Annotated in this window: 16 protein-coding genes and 1 riboswitch; of the genes, 5 read left to right on the top strand and 11 right to left on the bottom strand. The window is 70.6% G+C overall.

The genetic code is table 11. The features are described from left to right. Positions 1–92 precede the first annotated feature (92 nt). A complete protein-coding gene (locus tag ABTW65_RS05295) occupies positions 93–668 on the bottom strand; it encodes a LysR family substrate-binding domain-containing protein (RefSeq protein ID WP_350658901.1) in 576 nt (191 codons plus the stop codon). 104 nt (positions 669–772) lie between these two features. Then, a riboswitch (guanidine-III (ykkC-III) riboswitch) is annotated at positions 773–836 on the top strand. A gap of 10 nt (positions 837–846) precedes the next feature. Here ABTW65_RS05295 and ABTW65_RS05290 point away from each other — a divergent pair. Together ABTW65_RS05290 and ABTW65_RS05285 are read left to right on the top strand one after the other, a co-directional pair. Beyond that, positions 847–1,161: a DMT family transporter gene (locus ABTW65_RS05290; protein WP_350658900.1), complete on the top strand. Its 315-nt coding sequence runs from the start codon at positions 847–849 to the stop codon at positions 1,159–1,161. A 108-nt stretch (positions 1,162–1,269) separates the two neighbouring features. Further along, complete coding sequence (locus ABTW65_RS05285; RefSeq protein WP_350658899.1) at positions 1,270–1,953, top strand: TetR/AcrR family transcriptional regulator; 684 nt, start codon at positions 1,270–1,272, stop codon at positions 1,951–1,953. 15 nt (positions 1,954–1,968) lie between these two features. On the opposite strand, the gene ABTW65_RS05280 is transcribed toward ABTW65_RS05285, so the two are convergent. Further along, complete coding sequence (locus ABTW65_RS05280) at positions 1,969–2,793, bottom strand: cation diffusion facilitator family transporter (RefSeq protein WP_350659267.1); 825 nt, start codon at positions 2,791–2,793, stop codon at positions 1,969–1,971. 144 nt (positions 2,794–2,937) lie between these two features. Between ABTW65_RS05280 and ABTW65_RS05275 the strand changes: the two genes are divergently transcribed. The 3 genes from ABTW65_RS05275 to ABTW65_RS05265 all read left to right on the top strand — a co-directional run bounded on the left by ABTW65_RS05275 (position 2,938) and on the right by ABTW65_RS05265 (position 5,533). Then, positions 2,938–3,729: an isocitrate lyase/PEP mutase family protein gene (locus tag ABTW65_RS05275; protein WP_350658897.1), complete on the top strand. Its 792-nt coding sequence runs from the start codon at positions 2,938–2,940 to the stop codon at positions 3,727–3,729. Between the two features lie 8 nt (positions 3,730–3,737). Next, positions 3,738–4,499 carry an MOSC domain-containing protein gene (locus ABTW65_RS05270; RefSeq protein ID WP_350658896.1) on the top strand — a complete coding sequence of 254 codons (762 nt, stop codon included), beginning with the start codon at positions 3,738–3,740 and terminating at the stop codon, positions 4,497–4,499. Positions 4,500–4,573: 74 nt separating this feature from the next. Next, positions 4,574–5,533: a lipid kinase gene (locus ABTW65_RS05265; protein WP_350659265.1), complete on the top strand. Its 960-nt coding sequence runs from the start codon at positions 4,574–4,576 to the stop codon at positions 5,531–5,533. Here the strand turns inward: ABTW65_RS05265 and ABTW65_RS05260 are convergent. The 9 genes from ABTW65_RS05260 to ABTW65_RS05220 form a co-directional block, all read right to left on the bottom strand. Beyond that, positions 5,530–6,423, bottom strand: coding sequence for an SMP-30/gluconolactonase/LRE family protein (locus tag ABTW65_RS05260; RefSeq protein ID WP_350658895.1), 894 nt, complete (start codon positions 6,421–6,423; stop codon positions 5,530–5,532). The two genes, ABTW65_RS05265 and ABTW65_RS05260, sit on opposite strands and share 4 nt — an antisense overlap. 146 nt (positions 6,424–6,569) lie before the next feature. After that, on the bottom strand, positions 6,570–7,757 hold the full coding sequence (locus tag ABTW65_RS05255; protein ID WP_350658894.1) for an ABC transporter permease: 1,188 nt from the start codon (positions 7,755–7,757) through the stop codon (positions 6,570–6,572). Further along, on the bottom strand, positions 7,754–8,635 hold the full coding sequence (locus ABTW65_RS05250) for an ABC transporter ATP-binding protein (protein WP_350658893.1): 882 nt from the start codon (positions 8,633–8,635) through the stop codon (positions 7,754–7,756). The genes ABTW65_RS05255 and ABTW65_RS05250 overlap by 4 nt, the downstream gene beginning before the upstream one ends. A gap of 86 nt (positions 8,636–8,721) precedes the next feature. Continuing rightward, positions 8,722–9,393, bottom strand: coding sequence for a response regulator (locus tag ABTW65_RS05245; RefSeq protein ID WP_350658892.1), 672 nt, complete (start codon positions 9,391–9,393; stop codon positions 8,722–8,724). Beyond that, positions 9,390–10,760, bottom strand: a complete 1,371-nt coding sequence (locus ABTW65_RS05240; protein WP_350658891.1) for a sensor histidine kinase — start codon at positions 10,758–10,760, stop codon at positions 9,390–9,392. Before ABTW65_RS05240 ends, ABTW65_RS05245 begins: the two co-directional genes overlap by 4 nt. Positions 10,761–10,833: 73 nt before the next feature. Next, the gene (locus ABTW65_RS05235) at positions 10,834–12,453 is read right to left on the bottom strand and encodes a penicillin-binding transpeptidase domain-containing protein (RefSeq protein WP_350658890.1); all 1,620 of its coding nucleotides are present in this window, start codon (positions 12,451–12,453) and stop codon (positions 10,834–10,836) included. 129 nt (positions 12,454–12,582) lie between these two features. Next, positions 12,583–13,881, bottom strand: a complete 1,299-nt coding sequence (locus ABTW65_RS05230; RefSeq protein ID WP_350658888.1) for a DEAD/DEAH box helicase — start codon at positions 13,879–13,881, stop codon at positions 12,583–12,585. Positions 13,882–14,038: 157 nt separating this feature from the next. Then, a complete protein-coding gene (locus ABTW65_RS05225) occupies positions 14,039–15,193 on the bottom strand; it encodes a zinc-binding dehydrogenase (protein ID WP_350658887.1) in 1,155 nt (384 codons plus the stop codon). A 27-nt stretch (positions 15,194–15,220) separates the two neighbouring features. Then, positions 15,221–16,216 carry a hypothetical protein gene (locus ABTW65_RS05220; RefSeq protein ID WP_350658886.1) on the bottom strand — a complete coding sequence of 332 codons (996 nt, stop codon included), beginning with the start codon at positions 16,214–16,216 and terminating at the stop codon, positions 15,221–15,223. Positions 16,217–16,453 lie beyond the last annotated feature (237 nt).

Genomic DNA, 16,453 nt, shown 5'->3' with positions numbered 1-16,453 from the left:
GAGTCTAGGGACGAGCTGCGACACCGCTGGCTGGAATGGGACCCAGCCGAGGCAGATGTCGCCAGGCGTTCACCCGGCATTTGCCGGGGGCCTCAGTGGCGGGAGGAGTTCCGCGAGCGGCCGCGGACGATGCCGATGAAGGTCTGCACCCGCTCGTCGTCGTTGTCGATCAGCCAGGCCAGGCCGACGGTGGTGGGCTCGACGCCGGTCACCGGCCGGGAGACGGCGTCCTTGCGGTGGTAGAGGCGGGCGATCGACATCGGCAGGATCGCGATCCCGGTGCCGGCCGCGACCGTCTCGACGGCATCCTTCTCGCTCATCGCGGGCCACTTCATCTGCTCCGCGGACGGCTTCCAGCCCCCGCGCTCGGGGATGACCAGCTGCTCCTCGGCGAGGTCGTCGAGGGTGACCTCCTCGAGCAGGGAGAGCAGGTGCTCGTGGCCCATCACCGCGACGGGCTGCTCCTCGTAGAGCGGGATGCAGTGGAGACCGTCGCGGTCGATGGGGAGGCGTACGAGGCACATGTCGAGCTCGCCCTCGCGCAGCAGCCGCTCCTGGTCCTCCTCGGTGACCGGGACGAGCTCGAGCCGCTCACGGCTGCGGTCTCGCCAGGTCCGGGCCCACTTGTCAGGGGTGGCTCCGGTGACGAAGCCGACGGTGAAGGTCACCGGAGCATCCTCTCATCGATCAGCGCTGAATCCCGTGCTGAAGAACGCAGCGTTCCTCGTTGCTGCAAAGTTTCTATCGTGTGACAGGTTTGCTAAGGTCGAAGACGTCAGCCGAGACCGGCTGCCGGACGAGGGAGCCGTACCCGGAAGCGCGACAAGACGGCCGTCTGGAGTGGTCATGTCCTGGCTTTTTCTTGTGGTATCCGGCGTCCTCGAGGCCGTGTGGGCGCTCGCCCTGGGCCGGACCGAGGGGTTCTCGCGACTGGTCCCGTCGATCGTCTTCGGCGTCGCCCTGATCGGCAGTCTGGTCGGCCTCGCGATGGCGATGCGCACCCTGCCGATCGGCACCGCCTATGCGGTGTGGGTCGGGATCGGCGCCGCGCTCACCGTCGGCTACTCGATGATGGCGGGGGACGAGGCGATCAGCCCTGTACGTGTCCTGCTGATCGTCGCGCTCGTCGGCTGTGTCGTGGGCCTCAAGCTCACGCACTGACGGGTTTGAGAGCGGACACGTCCTCTGGCGCTTGACTCTTTCGATATGAGTGCGAAACTTACCCTCTCCAATGTTATCTATCGCACGACAGAAAAAGGCGATGCCACGGTGTCACAGATCTCGCCGCGCCCGGGTCGCGGCCGTCCACGGCTGCTCCCCGGAAAGATCGCGGCGAACCCCCGAGATCAGATCCTCGCTGCCGCCGCCGAGCTCTTCGTGAGCCGCGGCTATGCCGGCACCACCACCCGCGAGATCGCGGATGGTGCCGGGCTGAGGCAGGCCTCCATCTACTACCACTTCGGCAGCAAGGAGGAGATCCTCGCGGTGCTGCTCGAGCGCTCGGTCCAGGACCGGGTCGAGCAGGCCGGGAAGATCGAGGCCGGGATGGGGTCGGTCACGCCCGACGTCGGCCTCTACGCCCTCGCTGTCAGCGACATGAGCGCGCTGGTCGCCATGCCCTACAACATCGGCATGCTCTACCGCCTGCCCGACGTCATCGCCTCACCCGTCTACGACCGCTACGGCCATCTCCGCGGTGACCTCGTCGCCGGTTACAGCCGGGTCGCGCAGCGCGCCGCGGGGGAGCGGGTCTCGGCGAGCAGCGGCGAGCCCGGGCTCGGCGAGCTCCTCGTGCAGATGGTCGAGAGCGTGGTCAGCCTCCGCCGCGAGGACCGGGTCGGCAGCACGACCGTCGCCACGATCGCCTCGGCCTGCCTGCGACTGTGCGGCATCGCCGAGGACGCGATCGAGCAGGCCCGCGAAGCCGCGCTCGCCGCGCTCGCGCGGGCCTGACTCAGTCGGCTGGACTCAGTGCATCCCCGGCTCGTGGGCGAGGTGAGTCTCGGGCTCGAGCTGGAAGGTGGAGTGCTCGACGTCGAAGTGACCGGCCAGACAGGCCTGGACCCGGTCGAGGACCTTCGGTGCGCTGCCGTCGAGGAAGCACTCGGGGAGCAGGGTCAGGTGGGCGGAGACCGCGGGCAGGCCCGAGGTGACCGTCCAGGCGTGCAGGTCGTGCACCTCGACCACATGGTCGACCCCGAGCAGGTGCCGGCGCAGGTCCTCGACATCGACCTCGGCCGGCGCACCCTCGAGCAGGATCCGGCCGCTGTCGCGGAGCAGACAGACACCGGCGTACGTCATCAGGGCGACCACCACGAGCGAGGCCACCGGGTCCGCGCGGGTCCAGCCGGTGAGCAGGATGACGACCGCGGCGACGAGGGTGCCGATGAAGCCATAGAGGTCGGAGAGGACGTGCTGATAGGCGCCCTCGACGTTGAGCGAGGTGCGGTTGGCGCGTGCCATCAGAGCCGCCGCGAGGATGTTGACGCCGCAGCCGACGAGCGCGACCACGAACATCGGCCAGCCCTCGGCGTCGGGCGGGTCGATCAGGCGCCGGATCGCCTCCACAGCCACGACCGCGGCGAAGACGAGCAGGGTGATGCCGTTGAGCGCCGCGGAGAGGATCTCGGCGCGCTTCCAGCCGTAGGTCCACTGGCCGTGCGCCGGCCGCGCCGCCAGCCGCATCGCCCACAGTGCCGCCGCGATCGCGCCGACATCGGTGAGCATGTGGCCGGCGTCGGCCAGCAGCGCGAGCGAGTCGGCGAGGATCGCGACCGTCACCTCGCCGATCAGGAACACACCCAGGAGCGACATCGCGGCGATCAGATAGCGCCGGTCCGCCGCGGGTGAGATGTGTTCGTGATCGTGCCCCATGTTCATCGATCCTAAGCCGGAAATCGGTTCTCGGCTGCGCCGTCCCGTGGCAGGGTGACCGGCATGTCGCTCGCCGAGAACTTCCTGTCGCTGCACCTGCCCGGACGCCCGCTGCTCATGCCCAACGCGTGGGACGCGGGCTCGGCGAAGGTCCTGGCATCGCTGGGCTTCTCGGCGCTGGCTACGACCAGCAGCGGGTACGCCGCGACCCTCGGCCGCCTTGACGGCCAGGTCACCCGCGACGAGGTGATCGCGCACGCCACCGCGCTGGTCGAGGCGGTCGAGGTGCCTGTCTCGGCCGACCTGGAGGCGGGCTTCGCGGCCACCACGACCGAGGTCGAGGAGACGTTCCGGCTCGCCGTGGCCACCGGTCTGGCGGGCGGGTCCATCGAGGACTACACCGGGATCGAGAAGGACACGATCTACTCCATCGAGGAGGCCGCTGAGCGGGTCGCCGCAGCGGCCGGCGCCGCCGGTGACGAGTTCGTCCTCACCGCCCGGGCCGAGAACCACATCCGCGGCCGCGACGACCTGGACGACACGATCGCCCGCCTCCAGGCCTATCAGGAGGCCGGCGCCGACGTGCTCTTCGCGCCCGGCGTCATCACCGTCGAGGACGTACGCCGCCTGGTCGACGCCGTCGACCGCCCGGTCAACGTCCTGCTGCTCCCGGGCGGTCCGTCGGTCCCGGAGCTCGCCGAGGCGGGCGCGGCGCGCATCTCGGTCGGCGGCGCGTTCGCCTTCGCTGCCCTCGGTGCGGTCAAGCACGCCGCGGAGGAGCTGCTCGGCGCCGGCACGACCGGATACTCCGAGCTGGCGGCCGAGGGCGCCAAGGCGTTTCGCAACGCTGGTTGACTGGGCCCGTGATCGATGAGCTGAGGGTCGTACGCGCGGGGTTCGCGCCGATCAAGGGGACCAGACACCTGGCCCACGACGAGGTGGTGCTCGACGCCCAGGGGGTCGTGGGAGACCGTGGGTTCGCGCTGGTGTCGGTCGACGAGACCGACCCCGCACACGGGCGGGTGGTGCGGACCGTGCAGCACCCCTCGCTGATCGCTGTGCGGGCCGAGCTGGCCGTCGACCGGCTCGAGGTCGAGCTGCCCGACGGGGAGACCGCCTCGGCGGAGCCGGTCGCGACGGGCGAGCGGCTCACCTGCGACTACTGGGGCCGCGAGGTCGAGCTGGAGCTGCTCGGCGGCCCGCATACGGCGCTTTTCTCGAGGTTCCTCGACCGGCCGGTGCGGCTGGCCCGTGCCCGTCGCGGTGACGTCGTCTTCGCAGGTTCGGTGTCGGTGGTGACCACGGCATCGCTGCGCGACCTCGCCCGGCAGGTCGGTCGGGACGCCTTGGACGCGGCGCGGTTCCGGCCGAACCTGGTGGTCGAGACCGACGAGCCCTACGCCGAGGACACCTGGCTCGGCCGGGAGATCCGGGTCGGCGGGGCGACGCTCCGGATCGGCGTACCCATCCCGCGCTGTGCCGTGATCGACAGCGATCCGGAGACGGGGGAGCGGGACGTACGACTGCTCAAGACGCTCGCCTCGCACCGCCCGCTCAACCGGGCCGGCGAGCCGGCGTTCGGGGTCTTCGCCGAGGTCGTCACGTCGGGGGCCGTCGGCCGATAGCCGGCGCCACAGACCACGCGCAGGAACGCGCCAGCGCGCACTCAGGTGGAGTGCGTACGCTCCTGAAGGTGGATATGCAATCGCTGTTGTCGCGCGACTCCGTGAAGGTCGCCCTCGTCGTCAACGCCGGCTCGCGCCGGGGACAGGACGCGCTGGCGTCGTCGGAGGAGATGCTGCGGTCGGCAGGGATCGAGGACGTGCACGCCTACGCAGTCCACTCGGGGGAGGAGCTGGAGGCCACGCTCGACAAGGTCGCCGCCGACCAGCCCGACCTGCTCGTCATCGGCGGCGGCGACGGCTCGGTGGGTGCCGCCGCGGCCCGGATCGCCGGCAGCGACGTGGTGCTCGGGGTGCTGCCGCTCGGCACCGCCAACGACTTCGCCCGCACGCTCGAGCTGGATCAGGACCCGGAGACCGCGGTCCGGCAGATGCTCGAGGGGAAGGTCATCAACGTCGACATCGGCCGGGCCAACGGCCACGCCTACCTCAACGTCGCCTCCTTCGGTCTCTCTGTCGCGGTGACGGAGGCCCTGAACCCGCGCCTGAAGAAGCTGATCGGGCCGGGCGCCTACCCCGTGGCGACGCTGCAGGCCTACCGGCACCACAGGCCGTTCACCGCGCGGCTGGAGTTCCCCGAGGGTGACCACGACACGATGGAGCTCGACGACCTGCTCCAGGTCGCGGTCGGCAACGGCCGCCACTACGGCGGCGGAAACACCGTCTCGCCCACGGCCTCGGTGGACGATGACCTCCTTGACGTCTACGCCATCGTCCGAGGCCGGATGCGGGACCATGTCTCCATCGCGCGGCTGCTCAGGAGCGGCCACTTCATCGAGCACGATCAGGTGCACCACGTGACCACCTCGGCGGTGCGGATCACCACCGACGAGGCGATGCCGGTCAACCTCGACGGCGAGATCCTCACCGAGACGCCGACCGACTTCACGCTCGAGAGCAACGCGCTCCACGTCGCCGTGCCGATCCGCAGCCGCGCCGGGCGCCTCGACGGCCCGCCGCCGGACGTCCAGAGCTAAGGGCGTCCCGCCCGGGGCACGTCGACCCGGATGGCCAGCAGCCGTGCCTCGGTGTTGGCCTTGCGCGGCTCCTCGAAGAAGTCGGGCGCGGCACAGACGTACAGCGTCTTCCCGTCGCTCCCGCCCAGCATGCACGCGAAGACGCCGCCGCCCGGCTCGATCTGCTCGAGGATCTCGCCGCCCTCGGCGACCCTGACCAGCCGTCCGAAGACCGCGTCGGCGGTCCACACGGCGCCCTCGGCGTCCAGGCAGCAGCCGTCGGGCGCCAGCACGGCATCGCCCATCGCCTCCGCGAACGCGGTGTGCGTGCTGAGCTCACCGAACTTCGCCCACGTACGCCGGTTGCTCAGCGACCCGTCCTCGGCGATGTCGAAGGCGCTGATCCGGTTGCCGCAGGTCTCGTCGACGATCAGCGTGCCGTCGTCGGTGATCACGCTGCCGTTGGGGAACCACATGTCGTCGGCGACCTCGGTCACCGTCCCGTCCGGGTCGACCCGCAGCAGCACCGTCGGCGCCACGTCGGCGCCGCCCATGATGTCGAAGCCGAAGTTCCCGACGTACGCCCTGCCCTGCTCGTCCACCACCATGTCGTTGAGGTGGTGGCTGACATGGCCGCTGAGGTCGGCGTGGGTCACCAGCGAACCGTCCGACTCACGGCGCAGGATCCGGCGGTCGCGCATCGAGACGACCAGCAGGTGGCCGTCGGGGAGCCAGCCCAGCCCCGACGGCTGCCCCGGCACCTCCGCCTCGACCCGCAGATCGGACCCGTCCTCCCGAGCCGAGTACACCTTGTGGGAGTAGAAGTCCAAGAACCAGATCCGGTCCTGGTGCCACCGCGGGCACTCCAGATAGTGCAGGTCCTCCACAACGGTGGTGATCTCTCGGGCCATGTCCGTGCTCCTCAGGTCGACTGTCTCAATCATGCCGAGAAGTCAGGTACGTCGGGCGAGAAGTCACTTACGTCGGCCGAGTTGGCACCGAGGTGACATCTCGGCCGACGCGGTTGACGTCTCGGCCGACGGGGGTGACGTCTCGACTACTCCTCCAGGCGCCAGGCCGCCTTGAGGGAGAGTTGGCCGCCGGTCTGGAGCAGGGCGCGGCTGTAGAGGCGTTCGGCGAGGCGTACGAGGGCGACGCCGAAGGCGAGGAGCAGGACCACGGCGATGATCGGCTCCCACCAGGCCGCGGTGCCGTCGACGAGGCGCATCGGCATGAGTACGGCGGAGAGCGGCGGGACGTACGAACCGATCTGCTCGCCGACGCCGTCGAGGTAGAGGGCGCCGAAGAACATCACCATGAGCAGCATCGTGATCGGGGTGGAGGAGGACTGCAGATCCTCGGTGCGAGAGGCGAGCGCGCCCGCCACCGCCCACAGGGTCGAGAGCACCACGAAGCCGATCAGGAAGAAGACCACGAACCAGCCGATCGCCCCGGACAGCGCCGGTAGGGCGAAGCTGAAGTCGGTCAGGCTCAGGCCGACCAGTCCGACGGCCACATAGATGAGCATCTGCCCGACCGCGATGACGGCGTTACCGATGATCTTCCCGGCGAGGAGCTGCCGCAGCGGTACGGCGGCGGCGATCATCTCCACGATCCGCGACTGCTTCTCCTCCACGACGCTGTTGGCCAGCGTCATCCCGAACATGATCGAGGCGAAGTAGAAGACGATCGCGAGCGCGTAGCCGACGATGTAGCGGATCGCGGACAGCTCGCTGTCGCCCTCGAGCTGCTCGACCCCGACCGCCGAGCCCTTGGTCAGCTCGGCCGCGGTGGTGCCGGCCGCGTCGGCGTTGCCGGCCAGGACGATCGCCTCGACCGCCTGGCTGACCACGTCGCGCAGCTCGGAGTCGGCATCCTCGAGCGTGACCAGCGTCCAGCCGTCGGTGTCCGGGCGCAGGTACGCGTCGGCCTGCTCCTCCTCGAGCGCGTGCCGGGCGGCGTCCGCGTCGTCGACGGAGACCGGCTCGATGCGTACCTTCTCATCGATGTCGGTGGCGCGCTCGGCGATGCCCTCGACCATCGCCTGCGAGGCCGTGGCGGAGTAGGCGACGTCGTAGGTCTTCTCCCGGCTCTCGCTCCATGCGGTGAAGCCGAGCACGCCCACGATCACCGCGAGCATCACCGCGGTGCCGATCAGCGTCGACTTGTCGGTGGCGCGGACCGCGATCTCGCGGCGGGCGACGATCTGCCACACGGGCTGGTTCCTGGTCTTCGCAGTGGTCATGCGGTGACCTCCCGGTAGATCTCGGACAGGCGGGGCACGACGCGGTGGAAGTCGAGCACGTTGCCGCGGCTGGTGGCCTCGACGAGCAGCTTCTGCTCGGCACCGGCGGAGACGACCTCGATCTCGGCCTCGGGGCCGGAGACGTCGCGTACGTGGAGCCCCGGCAGGTCGCGTACCCAGCCGGCGTCGCCGTCGAGCACGACCCGGTAACGGAGAGCGGCCTCGGCGCGCAGCTCCTCGCCCGTCCCCTGGGTGACCACCCGACCGCGGGCCATCACCACCAGCCGGTCGCACAGCCGGTCAACGAGGTCGAGCTGGTGGGAGGAGAAGACGACGGGTACGCCGTCGCGAGCATGCTCGCGCAGCAGATCCGCCATCGCGTCGATGGCGTCGGGATCGAGCCCGGAGAAGGGCTCGTCGAGGATCAGCGCCATCGGCGCGGGGACCAGCGCGGCGATGATCTGGACCCGCTGCTGGTTGCCCAGGGACAGCTTCTCCAGCGGATCCTTGGTGCGCCCGCCCAGCCCGAACCGCTCCAGCAGCGCGGTGATCTCCCGGCGCGCGTCGGCGGTGGACATGCCGCGCAACCGCGCCAGGTAGACCAGCTGATCCAGGATCGGCTGCTTCGGGTAGAGACCGCGCTCCTCGGGCATGTAGCCGAACCGGCGCCGGTCCTCGCGGGTGACCTCGTGGCCCTGCCAGGACACGCTCCCGGCATGTGCGGCCAGCACCCCCATGATCATCCGCATGGTGGTGGTCTTCCCGGCACCGTTGCCGCCCACGAACCCGGTGAGCCCGCCGGACGGGACCGGGAAGGACACGTCGTCGACGGCGACCATCTCGCCGAAGCGGCGGGTCAACCCGCTGACCTCGAGCATCGAATCTCCTCTGCGTTGGAAACGAACGGGACTCACGCTATTTCAGTGCGGCGCCCGGCGGATCCGTCGCGAGGATGAACTCGCCCTCACCCGTTGGGCGGGCCGGCGGGGAGGAGGCCGTGACGGTGGATGAAGACCACGGTCTGCACCCGGTCGCGCAGCTGCAGCTTGGCCAGGCAGGCCGACACGTGCGTCTTCACGGTCGCCTCGGTGAGGAACAGCCGGCGGGCGATCTCGTTGTTGCTCAGTCCCTCGCCGATGAGCAGCAGCACCTCGCGCTCGCGGGCGGTGAGCAGGTCCAGCTCCCTGGGCGGCTTCGGCGCCGGTGTCGCCGGCGCCTCGGCTCGGGTCACCCGGCCGATCACGCGCATGGTGACCTCCGGGGCGAGCAGCGCGTGCCCGTCGGCGGCGGCCCGCACCGCCTCGGCGAGGGAGTCGGGGTCGGCGTTCTTGAGCAGGAAGCCGCTGGCGCCGGCGGCGAGCGCGTCGAAGAGGTAGTCGTCGCGGTCGAAGGTGGTCAGGATGATCACCTTGGCGTGCCCCTCGGCGACCACGGTGCGCGTCGCCTCGATACCGTCGGTGCCGGGCATCTGTACGTCCATCAGCACCACGTCGGGCCGCAGCTCGCGCGCCTTGGCGATCGCGTCGGCGCCGTCGGAGGCCTCACCGACCACCGAGATGTCGTCCTCCATCGAGAGGATGAGACGGAACCCCGAGCGCACCAGCTGCTGGTCGTCGGCGAGCAGCACCCGGATCATCGCGCCGCTCCCATCGATGCGACGGGGGAGTCGAGCGGGAACCGCACCCGCACCCGGAACCCCTGCACGGCCCTGGGCCCGATGTCGACCTCCGCCTTCCGGACGGCTGCCCGTTCGCGTACGCCGAGCAGACCCAGACCGCTGCCGGAGGTGCCGTGCCGGGGCCGGCCGTTGTCGGTGATCTCGACCTCGGCGTACGGCGCGGCCGCCGCCCGGTCGACGCGGAGCACGACCTGGGCGCGGTCGGCGGTGGAGTGGCGGCGTACGTTGGCCAGCGCCTCCTGGACGATCCGGTAGACCGAGTGAGCCAGCGGCACCGAGAGGTCCTCGACCGGCCCGACGGCCTCGTAGTCGACCCGCAGCCCGCTCTCGCGCACCTCGTCCAGGAGCGCGGGCAGGTCCTCGAGACGTGGCTCCGGCCGGCGGCGTTCGTCGGCGCCGTCCGTCTCCGCGTCGCCCGCCGGGTCGCGCAGGGTGCCGAGCAGCGAGCGCATCTGGGTGACCCCCTCGCGCGCGGAGGCCTCGACGTTGCCGAGCGCCTCGGCGGCGCCCTCGATGTCATCGGGGCGGCCGCGCTCGAGCAGCTTGCGCCCGGCGGCGGCCTGTACGCCGACGACCGCGACGTGGTGAGCGACGACGTCATGGAGCTCTCGGGCGATCCGCAGGCGCTCGTCGATCACCGCACGGCGCTGGAGCTGCCCGGACTGGGCGGCGATGGTCGCGGCCTGCTCGGCCAGCTCGGCCTTCTGCCGTGCGCCGCGCCAGGCGACCTGGCCGCCGACGATCGCGCCGGCGAAGTAGAGCAGGTTCATCAAGGTGGTGAGCAGTACGTAGGCGGTCACCGGGCCGATGAGCGAGGAGCCTTCCGCATCTGCGGTCGACTCGCGGATCTCGTCGATGCCGCTGCCGACCGCGAACTGCCAGGAGAGCCAGGCGAACATGAACAGAGTGATCAGCCCCATCACGACCACCATGTCCCGCCGGCGCCGCGCCCAGGCTGCCCCGGCGAAGAAGGCGACGAAGTAGATGATCTGCATCGGCAGCAGCCCCATCACCGTCGGGAGCCAGACCCCGGTGACGAACATGTGGAGCCCGGCCAGGAGCGCGATCGTGAGCGGGAAACGCCGTCTGAAGACGAGCAATGCCGCGCCGACGACCACCGCCGTCCACTCGACCCAGGTCGGTGCGTCGCTGGAGTCGAGCGTCCCGACTCCCCGGATCAGCTCCAGGGTGACCAGGCTCGCGACCAGCACGACCGCGCCGACCAGCCAGTCGCCGAGCGTGATCGAGCCTTCCCGCTCCCAGTCGTCGTCGGTCGCGAAGAAGGTCGCCAGCCGGCCGGAGGAGCCGTCGTCGTGCACAGTCACCCGGCCAACCCTAGTTCCGCGGGCGGACCAGGTCCTCAGTCTCGAGACTGAGGTCGTCCGCTGGTTGAGCCGGTCAGTCGGCGGTCAGCACGTCGCGTACGACATGGCCTGCGGAGTCCACCCCGGAGCTGCCGCCCTCGACGAGCGCGGCGACGGCGATGCGGTCGTCGTACGCCGCGAACCAGCCGTTGGTGTGGTCGCCCTCCTCCGCGGTGCCGGTCTTGGCGCCGACGCCGGGGAGATCGCCGACACGCGGAGCAGCCGAGCCGTGCGAGGCCGCGGCTTCCATCATGGTCCGCAGGTAGCCCGCGGTGCGCGCGGAGATCGGGCGGGGAGCCTTCGCCTGCGGCTGGTTCTTCATGATGATCGGCTGCTCGAACCCGCCGTTGGCCACTGTCGCGGCGATCGATGCGATGAACAGCGGGGTGGCGGTGACCTTGCCTTGGCCGATGAACTGGGCAGCCTGATCGCCGCGCTCGACGTCCGGCGGGATGGAGGGGTCACGCGTGCCGACACCGCCGCCGATCGACCACGACCCCATCCCGAACACGTCGGTCGCCTCCTGGTGGAGCGCCGAGGCGTCGCCGTCGTTGACGAGGTGGTTGAAGCCGTCCTTGATGAACGCGGTGTTGCACGAGACCGTGAACGCCTCCGCGATGGTGGCGTCCTCGTCTGGACTGACGCCGGGGTCGTTGCCGAAGGTCTGCCCGTTGGCGAGCACCGAGTCGGGGCACGGCGCGGGGCTGCCGGGGTGCAGCCCTGCGAGGTCGAAGAGGGCAGCGGCGGAGACGATCTTCAGCGTCGACCCTGGCGCCTTGACCGCATTGATCGCGATGTTGCCGCTGCCCCCGGAGTAGCCGATCGCCAGGATGTGCCCGGTGCGCCAGTCCAGGGCCACGATCCCGACCGGCTTCCCGTTGAGCACCGGGTTCTTGACCGCCTTCTCGGCGGCCGCCTGGAGGCGGGCGTCGATGGTCGTACGAATCGCCGGAGCCTTCGACGAGGCCAGCACCGCGAGCGTCTTGACCTGGGCGCCGGCGGAGTCGACGATCGCGACGCCATGGCCGGGCCTGCCGCCGTCGCCGTCGGCGTTTTCCCGGATGGACCCGGCGATGTCGACCAGCGAGGGGAAGTCCTGGAGGTCCTTGTGCCCCTCGGCGGTGGTCGGCCGGGCGGTCATGAACTCGTCCGTGAGCTCACCGGCGACCAGCGACTGGCCGGTCCCGAGCTCAGGGTGCAGCACGGTGTGGTCCCACCGCACCGCTGTGTAGCCGTCCTCGTCCTGGACGACATCGAGCGCGCTCCGGTACGCCCACCGTCCGCCGTCCACGTTCGCCACGACGTCGAACTCGACCGCGGTCGTACCGCTCACCGACGACGGTCCGCGCACCGCCAGCCCGCTGAAGGCGATCTTCGTGAGACGGAGGTCGTCTGCGTACGACTGGAGTGCCGCCGTCGCGGTGTCGGGCGCGTCCGTGAGCGCTCCGACCTCGGCCGGCTCGTCGCGCGACCAGCGGTCGAGGAACGCCCGCGCTGCCTTCGTCGCCGCGGCGGCCGACGGCGGCACGCTCGACTTCTCCTCCGGGTCGTAGGTGTTCGTGGTGTCCCGGAAGACGAAGAACCACCCCGCCCCCATGAGGACGAGCAGCGCCAGGCCTCCGCAGATGATGGCGATGTCCGCCCTCCGAGTCATGCGCGGAGAGTAAAGCGATACCCGGCCCCGCATGATCGATATGGCGAACTGTTACGCGGATGTTCTCATCCCGGCTGGTCGGTACGCTCGGTGCTCTTGCGGCTCGACCAGCGGTGGATCAGTGGTGGATCAGCGGCTGCCGGCGGAGCGCTGGCGCTTGCGGGCGCGCGAGCCGGGGCGGCTCTTCCGGTTGCCGGTGCCCTCGCCGGCGGGGCGGCGCGGAGGCTGGGCGACGACCGGGACGAACGGGCCGGGACGGCTCCGCTCGCCGGGCGCCAGCTCGATCAGGATGGGGTGCGAGGGCCCGTCGAGACGGGTGGTGGTCGCCTTGATCCCGGCGGCCCGGGTGAGCGTGCGTACGTCCTTGACCTGGTCGGGCAGCATCAGGGTGACCACGGTGCCGGAGGCGCCGGCGCGGGCCGTACGACCGGAGCGGTGCAGGTAGGCCTTGTGCTCGGCGGGCGGGTCGGCGTGGACGACGAGGGTGACGTCATCGACGTGGATCCCGCGGGCGGCGATGTCGGTGGCCACCAGGGTGGTCGCCCGGCCGGAGTGGAAGGCCTCCAGGTTGCGCACGCGGGCGTTCTGGGAGAGATCACCGTGGAGCTCGACGGCCGGGATGCCGGCGCGGCCGAGCTGGCGGGCGACGCCCTTGGCGCCGTGCTTGGTGCGGGTGAAGACGACGGTGCGGCCCGGAGCGGCGGCCAGGTCGGCGAGCACGGGGATGCGGTGCTCGCGGGCAGAGAGGTGGAGCACGTGGTGCTCCATCTCGGCCACAGGCGACTGCGCGGAGTCGGCCTCGTGGATGACCGGCTGCTGGAGGAACTGCTTGACCAGCACGTTGACGCCCTTGTCGAGCGTGGCGCTGAACAGGAGGCGCTGGCTGCCCTTCGGCGTCATCGCCAGCAGGCGCCGTACGGCGGGCAGGAAGCCGAGGTCGGCCATGTGGTCGGCCTCGTCCAGGACGGTGACCTCGATCGAGGAGAGGTCGGCGTGACGCTGGGCGATCAGGTCCTCGAGCCGGCCGGGGCAGGCGAGGACGACGTCGGCACCCTTGCGCAGGCCGATGACCTGCGGGTTCTGCCCGACGCCTCCGAAGACGGTCTGCATGCTGAGGCCGGCTTCCGCGGCGAGCGGACGCAGCGCTTCCTCGATCTGGCGGACCAGTTCACGGGTCGGGGCGAGCACGAGCGCCCGCGGCTTGCCCGACTTCGCCTTGGCGCCACCCGCGAGGCGGGCGACGAGCGGAAGCAGGAAGGCGTACGTCTTGCCCGATCCGGTCCGCCCACGGCCGAGCACGTCGCGCCCGGCGAGGGAGTCCGGCAGGGTCGCGGCCTGGATCGGGGTGGGGGTGGTGATGCCGTGGTGATCGAGAACGGCGGTGAGGTCTGCGGGCACGCCGAGCGCGCTGAAGCTCTGCTGAGACAAGGAGTCAACTTTTCAAGCGAGGTGTCTCGCCATAATGAGTTACCGAGTCAAAAGTTCGGCGAGAGCGGCCGGGGGCAAGACCGGAACGGGCCGCTGATGGATCAGATACTACTGGTAGGTGATCCGTCCACCAGAATCCTCGATGCTGTGGCTCGCGTCACGCCCAGGGGTCGACGAGAATCTTTGCGTGCGTCTCCGGGTCGGCCAGATCCGAGAACGCCTGGGCGACACCGTCGAGCCCGACGGTGTCGGTGTGCAGTGGCGACGGGTCGACCTTGCCGCCGGCGATGAGCTCCAGCGTGCGCGCGAACTCGGCAGGGTCGTAGCCGAAGACGAACCGCAGGTCGATCTCCTTGTGGATCGCGATGGCGGGCCGGATCGTGTCCGGCTCCATGCACACCCCGACCACCACGACGCGCGTGTGCAGCGGCGCCGCGGTCATGATCTGCTCGAGCATCCCCGGCACCCCGACACACTCGAAGACGACCGGACCCGTCGGCGACTGTCCGAGGCGGTCGGCGTTGAGCAGCACCGTCTCCCAGGGGAGCAGCGGGATGCGGCGTACGACCTGCATCGCGTCGATGCCGAAGCCCAGGTAGTCGGTCAGCGAGGTCACCGGGCCACGCTGCTTGTAGGCGTCCCACGGCGAGGACTCGCGCGGGTCGACGACCACGTCGGCGCCGCACTTCGCCGCGAGCGCGCGCCGCGCGGGGGAGAGGTCGGAGGCGACCACCGTCTTCACCCCCTGCGCCTTGAGCATGAGGATGACGGCCAGCCCGATCGGGCCGCAGCCGATGACCACGGCCGGGCGTCGTGCGGAGACCGCGCCGCGGCGTACGGCGTGGAAGGCGACGGCCAGCGGCTCGGTGAACACCGCCTGGTCAGGCGAGACGCCGTCGGGCACAGGGAAGGTGAACGCCTCCTGGACGACGCAGTACTCCGCGAAACCGCCGGGGGAGTCGACGTCGAAGCCGACCATGTGGACCGCCCCGTCGGTACGCAGCACCGGCAGCGCCGTCACCGACGTGCCCGGCTCCCAGCGACCGCGGGTCTCCGGGCCGTAGGCCACGACCGAGCCCAGGATCTCGTGGCCCAGCACGATCTCCTGCTCGGGCGTCATCGCGGTGGTGTAGCCGATCTCGGTGACCACCTCGTTGAGCTCGTCGGCGTGCTCGCGGACGTGCAGGTCCGAGCCGCAGATCCCGGTGCGCAGCACCTTGATCAGCAGCTGTCCCGGCCCGGGCTCGGGACGCGGGACCGACCGCACGGAGAGCTCGCCGTTGTGGACCACGGTTGCGCGCATCTGGTTCATCGGCGCCGACGCTACCTCACCTCGTCGTCACCCCGTCGGCAGTGATCCGGACGCGATCCGATGCAGGTGAGCGGTGAACGAGTGCTGATGGTCGACGCGTGGCAGCCGCAGCGCGGCGCCGGTGACCAGGTGCAGGGTGACGTCGATGCGCGGGTTGGCCTTGCGCTCGTCGACGACACCGGTGTCGATGCTGGTCACGTCCTCCCAGAGGATGACGTCGGTGTGCCGGGCGTACTCCAGGACCAGGCCGCCTTCGTAGAGCCCGAGGTCCACCGCGACCGGGCGCCGCAGCCCGAGCCAGGCCAGCCGGAACCCCAGGATCAGCCCGCTGAGCGCGACCAGACATCCGGCCAGCACGAGCACCATCGGCAGCTGCGGCCGAGTGGCGACCCAGGCGCCGAGCGCGATGAGCGCCGGGCCGAGGACCAGCCCGACCGGCACCAGCCACGCCCGTCCGTGCGCGGGGTGGGTGCTCAGCCGGATGTCGAGGTCCTCGGTGAGTGTCTCCTCGCCCGGCGTACGCAGCCACGTCCGCCGCCTCGGCAGCACCACCAGTCCGAGCACGGTGAGCGCGATCCCGCCCCAGAGCACCGGTTCGCGGCCCATCCCGAGGATGCGGGCCGGCCACGGGTTGATCGCATGCTCTCCGTAGGCATCGGAGTCGACCACCCACATCCGGAAGGTCGCCTTTGAGGGGTCGGGGTCGCGGCCGATGTCGCGCAGGGTGCCGTGGATGCTTCCGGTGACCTGCTCGCCGTCGACGCGCCACTGGCCCTGGCAGGAGGTGATCTCGCCGGTGCCGCTGTCGAACTCGCACCGCTCCACCACGCTCACCTCCGCCCACTGCCCGCTGTTCCACCGGTCGGCGGCGTGCTGTGCGACGGCGGTAACCGGGAACAGCATCGCCAGCGCGCCGAGGCCGAGGGTTATCAGGACGGTCGCCATCGACGTACGTCGCTGCAGTTGGAGGACCCGGCGAGACGGGTCGATGAGACGGGACTTGGGGCCGGTGGTGGGGAGCACGAGGCCTTTCACATCAGAGACTGGGACGGACGTCGATCGTGGCTCGGAATTCTAGCCGCATGCCCCCGTGGGTTCCCGCCGACCGTGCCAGGGCCCCAGAGGCGTACGAAAGTGGCTGCTCTTCGACCGTATCTGACACGGGTTCACCCATTCGCAGTACGCCGCCGGCGGCGGATACGATCGGTACGCCGCGCGAGCATCGCGGTCCACACATCACTGGAACCCACAGGAGCATCC

Origin of the sequence: Nocardioides sp. NPDC127503 (assembly GCF_040302165.1) — a bacterium.
GTDB lineage: Bacteria > Actinomycetota > Actinomycetes > Propionibacteriales > Nocardioidaceae > Nocardioides.
This window is presented reverse-complemented; position numbering and strand designations above follow the sequence as displayed.